This is a genomic window from Agaribacter marinus (assembly GCF_030160655.1).
Taxonomy (GTDB): Bacteria; Pseudomonadota; Gammaproteobacteria; order Enterobacterales; family Alteromonadaceae; genus Glaciecola; species Glaciecola marina.
The window spans coordinates 1640475-1652689 of record NZ_BSOT01000005.1 but is presented as its reverse complement, the minus strand read 5'-3'; the positions used below and the strand labels follow the sequence as shown (position 1 = coordinate 1652689).

The 12215-nt window shown below is 41.4% G+C and carries 12 protein-coding genes; 11 read left to right on the top strand and 1 reads right to left on the bottom strand.

Going from position 1 to position 12215, the window contains the following annotated elements:
* Positions 1–48: 48 nt before the first annotated feature.
* Positions 49–840, bottom strand: coding sequence for a type I methionyl aminopeptidase (gene map / locus QQK00_RS08865; protein WP_284217115.1), 792 nt, complete (start codon positions 838–840; stop codon positions 49–51).
* A 380-nt stretch (positions 841–1220) separates the two neighbouring features.
* Here map and rpsB point away from each other — a divergent pair, with 380 nt between their 5' ends.
* The 11 genes from rpsB (at position 1221) to fabZ (ending at position 12214) form a co-directional block, all read left to right on the top strand.
* Positions 1221–1949: a 30S ribosomal protein S2 gene (gene rpsB, locus QQK00_RS08860; RefSeq protein WP_284217114.1), complete on the top strand. Its 729-nt coding sequence runs from the start codon at positions 1221–1223 to the stop codon at positions 1947–1949.
* 71 nt (positions 1950–2020) lie between these two features.
* Positions 2021–2893 carry a translation elongation factor Ts gene (gene tsf, locus QQK00_RS08855; RefSeq protein ID WP_284217113.1) on the top strand — a complete coding sequence of 291 codons (873 nt, stop codon included), beginning with the start codon at positions 2021–2023 and terminating at the stop codon, positions 2891–2893.
* Between the two features lie 139 nt (positions 2894–3032).
* Positions 3033–3773 (top strand): UMP kinase, encoded by a 741-nt coding sequence (pyrH, locus tag QQK00_RS08850; protein ID WP_284217112.1) that lies wholly within the window; start codon positions 3033–3035, stop codon positions 3771–3773.
* Between the two features lie 12 nt (positions 3774–3785).
* Positions 3786–4343 carry a ribosome recycling factor gene (gene frr / locus QQK00_RS08845; protein WP_284217111.1) on the top strand — a complete coding sequence of 186 codons (558 nt, stop codon included), beginning with the start codon at positions 3786–3788 and terminating at the stop codon, positions 4341–4343.
* 10 nt (positions 4344–4353) lie between these two features.
* Positions 4354–5145: a polyprenyl diphosphate synthase gene (gene uppS, locus QQK00_RS08840; protein ID WP_284217110.1), complete on the top strand. Its 792-nt coding sequence runs from the start codon at positions 4354–4356 to the stop codon at positions 5143–5145.
* Positions 5139–6002 carry a phosphatidate cytidylyltransferase gene (locus tag QQK00_RS08835; RefSeq protein ID WP_284217109.1) on the top strand — a complete coding sequence of 288 codons (864 nt, stop codon included), beginning with the start codon at positions 5139–5141 and terminating at the stop codon, positions 6000–6002. The genes uppS and QQK00_RS08835 overlap by 7 nt, the downstream gene beginning before the upstream one ends.
* A 4-nt stretch (positions 6003–6006) precedes the next feature.
* Positions 6007–7200 (top strand): 1-deoxy-D-xylulose-5-phosphate reductoisomerase, encoded by a 1194-nt coding sequence (gene ispC, locus QQK00_RS08830; protein ID WP_284217108.1) that lies wholly within the window; start codon positions 6007–6009, stop codon positions 7198–7200.
* Positions 7200–8546: an RIP metalloprotease RseP gene (gene rseP / locus QQK00_RS08825; protein ID WP_284217107.1), complete on the top strand. Its 1347-nt coding sequence runs from the start codon at positions 7200–7202 to the stop codon at positions 8544–8546. The genes ispC and rseP overlap by 1 nt, the downstream gene beginning before the upstream one ends.
* A 43-nt stretch (positions 8547–8589) precedes the next feature.
* Positions 8590–11067, top strand: coding sequence for an outer membrane protein assembly factor BamA (gene bamA / locus QQK00_RS08820; RefSeq protein WP_284217106.1), 2478 nt, complete (start codon positions 8590–8592; stop codon positions 11065–11067).
* Positions 11068–11130: 63 nt separating this feature from the next.
* Positions 11131–11646 carry an OmpH/Skp family outer membrane protein gene (locus tag QQK00_RS08815; RefSeq protein ID WP_284217105.1) on the top strand — a complete coding sequence of 172 codons (516 nt, stop codon included), beginning with the start codon at positions 11131–11133 and terminating at the stop codon, positions 11644–11646.
* Between the two features lie 121 nt (positions 11647–11767).
* Complete coding sequence (gene fabZ, locus QQK00_RS08810) at positions 11768–12214, top strand: 3-hydroxyacyl-ACP dehydratase FabZ (RefSeq protein WP_284217104.1); 447 nt, start codon at positions 11768–11770, stop codon at positions 12212–12214.
* Position 12215 lies beyond the last annotated feature (1 nt).

Here is a 12215-nt window from a genome sequence, read left to right as displayed (position 1 = left end):
TACAATCAACAGATTTCAATATTTTACACCACGTCAATGCCATTTTGTTTAATGACTGATAATTTGAGGAATATTTTCTTCGCCACGATGGGTTAATATTTCAACACCTGAATCTGTCACTAAAAGTGTGTGTTCCCATTGTGCGCTTAAGCTGCGATCTTTTGTCACAACTGTCCATTGATCAGGCAAGACTTTGGAGTATCGTTTACCGGCATTGATCATTGGTTCAATGGTTAAGCACATGCCGGCTTGTAATTCGTCGCCAGTATTTGGTCGCCCATAGTGAACTACCTGCGGGTCTTCATGGAAGACCGCGCCTATACCATGACCACAATACTCTCTAACAACCGAGTAGTTATTGCCTTCGGCATGATGCTGAATAACATGCCCGATATCACCTAGTTTAATGCCTGGTTTAACAATTTTAATCGCTTTGTATAGACATTCTTGTGTAATGCGAATTAAGCGCTCAGCTAAAATAGATGGCTTGCCAACAACAAACATTTTGGATGTATCACCATGAAACCCGTCTTTTATAACCGTAACATCGATGTTTACAATGTCACCATCCTTAAGTTTTTTATCACCAGGTATACCATGGCAAATTACATGATTAACAGACGTACATATTGATTTCGGGAAAGGTGGGTGACCATAATTTAATGGCGCAGGGATACTATCTTGTACGTCTACTATATAGTTGTGGCAAATTGTATTGAGTTCGTCTGTTGTTACGCCTTTTTTAACATGCTCACCAATCATCATCAGTACATCTGATGCTAATTTTCCAGCGACACGCATTTTTTCTATTTCTTCAGGCGTTTTTATTGTAATAGCCAAACCGTTACTCCAGTTCTAATTCCAGTTGCAGAAATTTTGCGGCAGAGTATATCACACCCATAAAAAATCAAAATTATTCATTGCTTTTGCTTATAACCAGTTTGACGCATCGATATTAAAAAACTCAACTGCTAATATTTGTTGGCAAGTAGCACTTGCTTTAGGGGGAGTTTTCCAAATACTCAGAGAAAAAGCTTGTGTGGTTGCGCGTTGGATGGTATAAAGCGCCCGCTGTTTTTAATACAGCAAATTAACTTTAATACACACACATACTAAGACTTGGTTTCGGGGTGTCGTTATTCGGCTGTAATAAAGCACTGTAATTACGATCGAAAGTAAGGGTATGTGGAGGCTTAACCCCTAATTAGGATATAAATTAAATGTCAAATGTTTCTATGCGTGACATGCTTCAAGCAGGCGTGCACTTTGGTCACCAAACTCGTTACTGGAACCCAAAAATGGCTCCGTTTATTTTCGGCGCGCGTAACAAGGTTCATATCATTAACTTAGAAAAAACAGTACCTTTATTTAATGACGCATTGTCATACTTAAGTGGCGTGTCTGCTAAAAAAGGAAAAATTCTTTTTGTTGGCACCAAGCGTGCTGCGTCAGATGCTGTTAAAGAAGCTGCACAGAAGTGCGGCCAATACTACGTTAATAAACGTTGGTTAGGTGGCATGTTGACTAACTGGAAAACAGTTCGTCAATCGATTAACCGTTTAAAAGAATTGGAAGCTCAAAGCCAAGACGGTACGTTTGAAAAGCTAACGAAGAAGGAAGTTTTACTTCTTCAACGTGAAATGACCAAGCTAGAGAACAGTCTTGGTGGTATCAAAGATATGGGCGGTCTTCCTGATTGTATTTTTGTCATTGATGCAGATCACGAGCACATTGCTATTACTGAAGCACGTAACTTGGGTATTCCAGTGGTTGCTGTCGTTGATACAAACTCTAACCCGGATGGTGTTGATTACATCGTACCTGGGAATGATGATGCAATCCGTGCGATCCAGCTTTATACAAATGCTGCTGCTGATTCTGTAACTCAAGGTCGTAACGGCGACGCTGTGCCAGCGACTGAAGACGAGTTTGTCGTAGAAGGCGAGTAATTCGCAAGTTAACAGTTTTGAAGGAGGCTGCGGTCTCCTTTTTTTAAATTTAAATATTGAGGAATAGAACGATGGCAGTGACTGCAGCACTGGTTAAAGAATTACGTGAGCGCACTGGCGCTGGCATGCTTGATTGTAAGAAAGCCTTAGTTGAGACTGATGGCGATATCGAGCAAGCAATTGAAAATATGCGTAAATCAGGTCAAGCGAAAGCCGCTAAGAAGGCTGGTCGTATCGCCGCAGAAGGTGTTATTTTAACAAAGGTCGATGGCAACAAAGCAACTATGCTTGAATTAAACTGCGAAACAGACTTCGTTGCACGTGATGATGGCTTTTTAGCTTTTGGTAGCAAATTGGTTGACGTTGCATCTGCAAATGGAATCAATGACATGGATGCTCTAAATGCTGCTGACGTTGATGGCGCAACAGTTGCTGATGCACGCGATACATTAGTCGCGAAAATAGGTGAAAATATTTCTCCTCGACGTGTTATCACAGTTGAAGGCGACAACCTTGGTGCATATGTGCATGGTGGGCGTATTGGTGTAATCGCTATTCTTAATGGTGGTGACGAAGAGTTAGCAAAGGATATCGCAATGCATGTTGCGGCAGCTAATCCTCAATTTGTTAAACCGACGGACGTACCAGCTGAAGTTGTTGAGAAAGAAAAAGAAATCCAAGTCGAAATTGCGATGAAAGAAGGTAAACCTGCGGAAATCGCGGAAAAAATGGTTTCTGGGCGTATGAAAAAATTCACCGGCGAAATTAGTTTGACCGGTCAGCCTTTTATTAAAGAGCCGAAAACTAGCGTTGGTGACTTACTTAAGTCAAAAAGTGCCGATGTAGTTAACTTCATTCGTTTTGAAGTTGGCGAAGGTATTGAGAAAAAATCAGAAGATTTTGCCGCAGAAGTCGCAGCTCAAATGGAAGCGGCAAAGAAATAAAACGCTTTCCAAGCTTTTGCTAAAAGCAATGTTAATATACACTACGAAGCACCTCAATTGAGGTGCTTTTTTATAGTGTTGATAATATGTACAAAACGTACGCCGCACATATATCTTGTAGAACAAAAGGACACTTTTCATGAGTAACTCAACAAAACCAGCATACCGACGTATTTTATTGAAACTTTCGGGTGAAGCCCTCATGGGGGATGAAGAGTTTGGCATTGATGCCAAAGTACTAGATCGCATGGCTCAAGAGATAAAAGAAATCGTTGAGTTAGGCGTTGAAGTTGGTCTCGTTATTGGCGGGGGGAACCTGTTTAGAGGTGAAGGTCTAGCCAAGGCCGGTATGAATCGTGTAGTTGGTGATCATATGGGCATGCTAGCTACGGTGATGAATGGTTTAGCGATGCGCGACGCCTTACATCGTGCGTTTGTAAATGCTCGTTTGATGTCAGCTATTCCACTTAATGGCGTTTGTGACTCCTATCACTGGACAGATGCAATTAGTTTATTGAAGTCTGGTAAAGTGGTTATTTTCTCTGCGGGTACCGGCAATCCATTTTTTACGACTGATTCAGCAGCATGTTTACGTGGTATCGAAATAGAAGCGGACGCTGTGTTCAAAGCCACTAAAGTCGACGGTGTCTATAATGCGGACCCTGTGAAAAACCCTGATGCAGTATTGATGAAAACGCTGTCGTACCAAGAAGTGTTAGAAAAAGAGCTAAAAGTGATGGATTTATCAGCATTTACCTTGGCTAGAGACCATAATATGCCAATACGAGTATTCAATATGAATACGCCAGGTTGCTTAAAACGAGTGGTATTGGGCGACCCTGAAGGAACGCTTATTACGCACACAGCACAAGAACAATAAAAGGTTAAAAATATGATTGATGAAATCGAATTAGACGCCAGCGAGCGTATGGAAAAAAGCCTAACCGCACTAAAAGGTCAATTAAGTAAAATTAGGACTGGTCGCGCGCACCCAAGTTTATTAGATAGTATCATGGTGCCTTACTACGGTACTGATACGCCGCTTAAACAACTGGCGAATATTATCGCTGAAGATTCTCGTACCTTAGCATTATCTGTTTTTGATAAGAGCTCTATTCAAGCGGTTGAAAAGGCAATAATGCAATCTGATCTTGGTTTGAATCCTATGTCAGCAGGTGCTGCTATTCGTATCCCTATGCCTGCACTGACAGAAGAACGTCGAAAGGATTTAATTAAAGTCGTTCGATCTGAAGCTGAACAGGGCCGAGTGGCTATCCGTAACATTCGCCGAGATGCGAACAGCGACATTAAAGAATTGTTAAAAGAAAAAGAAATTAGTGAAGACGAAAGTCGCGCGGGTGAAGAGAATATCCAATCTATTACCAATGAATTTATCAAGAAAGTTGACCAGATGTTAGCTGATAAAGAAAAAGAATTGATGGAAGTATAGTTCTTTTATTATGGGTGTAGATAAATTAGCAAATGATGTAATTGATGAGGCGCTTGGCTGTACTAAAATACCAAAACATGTCGCTATTATCATGGACGGTAATGGTCGGTGGGCGCAAGTAAGGGGAAAACGCCGGACTTTTGGGCACAAAGCTGGTGTCGATGCTGTTAGAGCGTCGGTAAAATATGCAAGGCAGTCTGGTATTCAGTCGCTTACATTGTTTGCTTTTTCTAGTGAAAATTGGAAACGGCCAAAAGAAGAAGTCGGCGTACTGATGGACTTGTTCGGCCTTGTCCTTAAAAGTGAAGTCAAACGTTTGCATAAGAACGATATTCGTTTGAAAGTTATCGGGGATCTTTCATCTTTCAGTGAGTCATTGCAGAAAAAAATTCACAAGGCAGAAGCCTTAACGGCAAATAATTCAGCGTTAACGGTTAATATTGCTGCGAATTATGGTGGTCGTTGGGACATTGTTAATGCGGCGAAACAGTTGATTTCCAAAGTCCAGAGCGCAGAAATTGACAGCTCAGCTATCACTGAAGAAGTGTTTGATCAACACATGAGTACAGCTCGCTTACCAGAATTAGATCTACTGATTCGTACCGGTGGAGATCATCGAGTGAGTAACTTTTTGTTGTGGCAATGTGCGTACGCAGAGTTTTACTTTACTGATATACTTTGGCCTGACTTTAATGAAGATGCGTTCAAAGCGGCAGTAGAAGACTTCTCATCTCGTCAACGAAGATTTGGTTTGACTGGAGAACAAATAATGACGCAAGATCCAGAGCATAAACCATGTTAAAGCAGCGAATAATAACGGCAATAATTCTTGCGCCGCTAGCGTTATTCGCGATTCTGTTTTTACCTATAGAATATTTTAAAGTCGCAGTTGCTGGGGTTGTTTTTTTAGGGGCATACGAATGGGCCAACATGTCCGGGATTACAATCCGTATTTTTAAGGGGTGGTTTGCAGCATTTATCGCGGTGCTTTGTGGCTTATTAATTTACTTTGTTGATGCAGAGGATATATGGGTTCAAGGAGAATTGAATCCACTCTTCTCATTTATTCTACTCATTGCATCGGTATGGTGGACATTAAGCCTATTGATGATCATCGTTTACCCAAAGTACAGTGGCTTTTGGAAAACAAGTAAACCCATTCGGGCGGCTTTCGGTGTGCTAACCTTGATTCCCACTTGGGTAGCAGTCGTAAGTTTACGTACAAGCCTTTACGATGTAGATCCGTTTTATGGTGCATCTTTATTATTTTACGTATTGGGGATTGTATGGGCCGCTGACATCGGTGCATTTTTCGTTGGCGTGAAGTTTGGTAAGCATAAATTGCGCCCAAATGTGTCGCCTGGTAAAACACTCGAAGGTCTCCTGGGTGGGGTAATGGCCTCATTAGCGATTATTGCATTTGCTGCGCTGCATTATCAGGTTGATCCCTCTAGAATATGGTTGCACGTGGTGATTGGTGGTATTACGGTTGGTGTTTCTGCTCTCGGCGATCTTAATGAATCGATGTTTAAGCGCTGCGCAGGTATGAAGGACAGCGGAAAGTTACTCCCTGGTCACGGCGGTGTAATGGACCGTATTGATAGTTTAACCGCTGCATTTCCTGTCTTTGCTTTTTGTTATGTGGTCTGGATGGCCTAATTACATGCAGCCTCAAAATATAACGATACTGGGTGCTACTGGCTCCATAGGTACAAGTACCCTCGATGTGATTTCGCGCAATGCTGAGCAATACAAGGTATTTGCCGTTTCCGGTTATTCTCAAATAGAAAAGTTAGTTGAGATAGCATGTCAATTTTCGCCAGAATATATTGTTACTGCTGACAAATCGTTAGCCTCTAAATTATTTCAAGCCTTACCTGATAGCCATAAACATAGTTGTCAAATCAAATTTGGCGTGGAAGGATTGGAATTTATCGCATCTCATCCAAAGACAGACACAGTAATGGCCGCTATTGTTGGTGCGGCGGGCCTTAAACCCATAATGTCTGCTATTCGCGCTAGCAAACGAATTTTACTGGCGAATAAAGAGTCCTTAGTAATGTCAGGCGAGCTATTTATGCGAGCGGTAAAGCAACACAATGCAACGTTAATACCGGTTGATAGTGAGCATAACGCCATTTTTCAATGTTTGCCTGATGACTATTGTTATGGTGACAAGGCGTCGAGTGGCATATCACATCTACTGTTAACTGCCTCAGGCGGCCCTTTTCGCACAATGCCTATTAATTTGCTTGATGACGTCAGTCCTGAGCAAGCATGCGCTCATCCCAATTGGGATATGGGTAAAAAAATCTCTGTTGATTCTGCATCTATGATGAACAAAGGGCTAGAGTTTATTGAGGCTCGATGGTTGTTTGGTTTAAATGCTGAGAACATTAAAGTGGTAGTGCACCCACAAAGCACTATTCATTCAATGGTGCAATATGTAGATGGTAGCGTAATTGCTCAAATGGGTAACCCTGACATGCGAACACCTATTGCGCATGCGTTGGGTTATCCAAAACGTGTTACATCTGGTGTGAAAGCCTTAGATTTTTTCAATTTAACTGATTTTAGTTTTGAAGCGGCTTGTCCAAAACGTTTTCCAAATTTATTTCTGGCGATGCAAGCCTGTGAAAAAGGGCAAGCCGCGACAACTGCATTAAACGCAGCGAATGAAATTGCGGTGGACGCATTTTTAAATGAACAAATTCGTTTTACTGATATCTATAAGCTTAACCGCATAGTTGTCGAGCACTTTTCTGAACAAGCGCTCGCAGATATTTCACAAGTTATCCAGCATGATTTGCTGTGCAGGGAATACGCTGCATATAAAGTACAGGAACTCTCAGACTAATGTCGATTATTAACAACATTTTCTTTTTTGTTATTGCATTGAGTATTTTGGTTGCGGTGCACGAATGGGGGCACTATTACGTCGCGAAGCTTTGTAAGGTTAAAATTCTGCGTTTTTCCATTGGTTTTGGTAAACCATTGTACAAGCGAGTCACATCGTCAGGCATGGAATTTGTGATTGCGGCAATCCCCATGGGAGGGTATGTCCGCATGCTAGACGGGCGAGTAGATGACGTGTCTGAAGTGCAACAAGACCTTGCGTTTAACCACAAACCCCTATATCAGCGCTTTGCAATTGTTGCTGCTGGTCCATTAATAAATATCATTTTTGCGGTTTTTATTCTCATGGCTATCGGCATGATTGGTCAGCAAACAATAAAGCCAATTATTGGTGAAGTGCAAGCCGGATCTTTGGTCGATGGCAGTGGGGTTTCGCAGGGCGATCAAATCATCAGTATTGGTGGTAGAGAAACCAACAATTGGCGCGACGTCAGTATTGAAATCGCTACATATAGTGGTGAACAAACGATGCCCCTAACTGTCATTGATGCAGATAGTCGGCAACGTCAACTTTTTATAACGTTAAATGGTTGGAAGGTAGACCCAGATAGTCAAAGCCTATTTGATGCCCTAGGTTTTACACCTTTTCGTCCAGCGTTGACTAAGACCTTAGGCTTAGTCTCCGAAAACTCGCCAGCTAGTGATGGCGGATTGCAATTAGATGATGAAATATTGGGAATAGATGGAACTACTTTTAATAATTGGAGCCAAATAGTCGACTTTATCGAACAAAGTCCGAAGCAAAAAGTTAAGTTGAACGTGCTTAGGCAGGGAACAAATGTTGTGCTTGATGTGACATTTGGCGTGCACCCTGAAGATAGTACAAAGGGGTATTTAGGTGTAGTTCCCTATCAGGGAGCATGGCCTGAAGAATTCGTTCAGGAAATAGAGTTAGGTGTTGTAGACGCGTTTTTATATGGCCTAAATGAAACATGGCGTTTGGTTTCAGTAACATTTGAGATGTTGGGGAAATTGTTAACAGGTGATATTTCTGTTAAGAACTTAAGCGGTCCCATATCTATAGCACAAGGCGCAGGAACAAGCGCGAGTGTTGGCTTAGTAGCATTTTTGAGTTTTTTAGCGCTTATTAGCGTGAATCTTGGTATTATTAACCTTTTGCCGTTGCCAATATTAGATGGTGGTCATTTAATGTACTTTACGGTGGAATGGTTAACTGGAAAGCCAGTGTCAGAGGCTGTTCAGGACATAGGATTTCGTATCGGAGCCGCATTACTTTTTGTCGTAATGGGAACCGCGATTTTTAACGATATCTTACGCAATATATAAACATAATAAGATCTGACACAACGTACTGGATTTAAGATAGTAGATGAAGTTTAATAAAATTATTCTTGCCGCATTACTCGCTGTTTCTTCCTCTTCCTTTGCACAAACTAATTATGATTTTGTGGTTGAGGATATACGAGTTGAAGGCTTACAACGTGTTGCTCTCGGTGCCGCGTTAACGTATCTTCCGGTGCAACGCGGAGATGCTATGAATAAGTTTCGTGTGACGCAACTTATTCGATCGTTGTATTCTTCGACACATTTTGAGAGTGTAAAAATTTACAGAGATGGTTCAGTACTGGTGGTCGAAGTCGAAGAGCGCCCGACCATTTCGAGTATAATATTTGACGGTAACGATGATATTAAAGACGAACAGCTGCAAGAAAGTTTGGACGGCGCGAATATCAGAATTGGCGAACCATTAGATAGAACAGTCATCACTTCAATAGAAAACGGCCTGAAAGACTTCTTTTATAGCATCGGCAAATACAACGCGACGGTTAATGCAATAGTGACGCCTCTTCCACGGAATCGAGTTGACTTGAAACTGACCTTTGAAGAAGGAGACGCGGCTAAAATTAAACAGATCAATATTGTCGGTAACGAAGTCTATGACGATACTGAACTGTTTGGTCAGATGGAATTGAAGTTTGACACCCCATGGTGGGACTTTACATCAGAAACCCGGTATCAACAGCAAACGCTATCTGGCGACATGGAAACGATTACCAGTTACTATAAAGATCGTGGCTATTTGCAATTTGGTATCACGTCTACTCAGGTTTCGATGTCCCCAGAAAAAGACGGTATCTATATTACCTTAAATTTGTCAGAGGGCGAAACCTACACAGTTTCAGATATCGAACTGGTAGGTGATTTATTAGGGTATGAGGAATTTGTTCGTCAATTGTTACCGATAAGAACAGGCCTTTTATATAGTCAAGCGCAAGTCACATACGCCGAAGAATTTGTGTCGAAATACCTCGGTCGATACGGGTATGCATACCCTACGGTTACTACTATTCCCGAAATTAATGAAGAAGATAAAACGGTTAAACTTACTATTTCTGTTGACCCGGGTAAACGTATTTACGTGCGTCGGGTAAATATAGAAGGTAACCAAACGACGGCAGACGAAGTACTCCGTCAGAATGTTGTACAGCTAGAAGGTACCTGGTTGTCTGAAGGCTTGTTAGAGACCTCTAAATCTCAGTTATCTCGTTTGACCTATATGGAAGAAGTGGAATATGAAACGGTTAGATTACCGGGAGAGGATGATAAAGTTGACATTGAATTTAAAGTTAAAGAACAGGCTTCTGGACAATTTAATGCAGGAATTGGATACGGTGATGCAACACGATTAAGTTTGCAGGCGGGCATTCAACAGGACAATTTTTTGGGTACTGGTAAACGGGTGGGTGCAAATATCTCGACAGTATCTTATCAATCTACTGCGCAGTTAACCTACTTAGACCCTTATTTTACAATTGATGGTATTAGTCTGGGCGGAAGCCTTTCATATAGCGAATTCGATGGTGGCGACTTTGGTACCGTTAGGTTTAATACTAAGCGCTGGTCTTTGGGCGGAAATATTGGGTACCCAATAAATGAAGTGAACAGAATTAGTTTTGGTTTAACCTATTCTGATGTTGAATTGACCTCTGACAACACGCAATTTGAGCAGACAAGACAGTTTTATCGCCAGTTTGAAGATCCTAATGACCCTGAAGCACCAATTGATTATGCCAGTTTGTTAGGCTCAGTTACATGGAGCCGTAATACGCTTAACCGAGGCTTATTCCCCTCCAGTGGATCATCACAACGCGCGTCGTTTAGTATTACGACACCAAATTCTGATGTTAATTACTTTAAGTTTGTTTCTGACAACAAATGGTATTACCCCTTAAGTAGGAATCAGCGCTGGACTGTGCTCGGGCGAATAAGGTTGGGTTATGGTAATGGTTACGGTGATGTTGATGGGATTGAGCAAGTATTACCATTTACAGAAAACTTTACAGCAGGTGGTGCAGATACTTTACGTGGATTTGAAAACAATACTGTAGGTCCGCGAGGTGTGAGACGAATAAGTAGCCAAGCACTCACTACTCCAAATGGAGTGCCAGTCATTAACGATCCGAGTCAAGATACACTAACGCTGTCAAGCCGAAGTTTAGGTGGAAATGCGATGGCTATTGGTGGTATTGAGCTCATTGTTCCTACGCCATTTGTCGAAACTGAGTTCGACAACTCCGTTAGAACAAGTCTTTTCTATGACGTAGGTAACGTATGGGACACTGAGTTTGATTACGATGCTGTGAAAGATCTAAGGCTCGTACAAACACAGAGTTCTCAGGTATTAGCTGATTTTAGTGACTGGAAATATTACAGAAGTTCAGCCGGTTTATCTGTGCAATGGATATCTCCGATGGGGCCAATGGTATTTAGTTTCTCTCGTGCATTGAAAGAAAGAGAAGGCGATGATGCTAAATTCTTTACATTCAATATTGGATCGACCTTCTAGAAAGGTTATAATTTTACAACTTTTTAACTATCACAAATAATAACAAACCCAAGGAGTGTTATTTTGAAAACATTGAATAAAGGACTGGCATTTTTTGCATTAGTTGGATTTTCAGTAATGTCAGTTGCTGCGAACGCGGCGGAGAAGATTGCCGTTGTTAACATGCAGCTTATCATTCAATCATTACCACAGGTAGCCGCAGTAGAGCAGGCTATCAACGAAGAATTTAAGGATCAAAGACAAGAACTCCAAAAACTTCAGTCAGACGGCAACTTCATGATGGAAAAGCTCCAACGCGAAGCAGCAACAATGAGTGAAGATGAAAAAGTTAAATTACAAACGCAAATTCAAGAGCTTAGTCAGCAATTGCAGCAGAAAGGGCAGCCTTTGCAACAAAGTATTCAGCGTCGTACTAACGAAGAGCGCCAAAAGCTGATTATTCTTATTAGACAGGCTATTGCGTCAATCGCTGAAGCGGAAGGTTATGACTTAATTGTTGATGCTTCTGCCGTTTCTTTTGCTAAGCCAGAGTACGATATTTCGTCAAAAATATTGGACCAAGTAAGTAAAGCCAACTAAAGTGTTTAAAAATCAGGCCAACATCTGTTGGTCTGATTTGTTTTTCGCCCTCAAAGCCTTATCTTATTGCGCCTCAATGCCTTTCCATAAGTATAAATTTAGCCTTCAGTAGGAGATATTCTTGGCAAACTCTCTCAACATTATTGATATCAAAGAAATTATGTCGTTGTTACCGCATCGATACCCTATGCTTTTGATTGACCGCGTAACCGACTACACCTTAGGTGAGTCTATAAGTGCTTATAAAAATATTTCTATCAATGAAGATATCTTTAATGGCCACTTCCCTGGTCAACCGATCTTTCCTGGCGTAATGATTTTAGAAGCACTAGCGCAAGCCGCAGGTATATTAGGTTTTAAAACCATGGGGAATTCTGACAAACTATATTTGTATGCTGGCATTGACAAAGCTAGGTTTAAACAACCTGTAGTGCCAGGAGACCGCTTAGATTTTGAGGTTAAATTACTTAAAGAGCGTCGGGGCATTTGGAAGTTTGAAGGGATTGCTAGCGTTGATGGCAAAGAAGTATGCAATGCCGAGTTTATGTGTGCTATGAGAGATTTTTAAT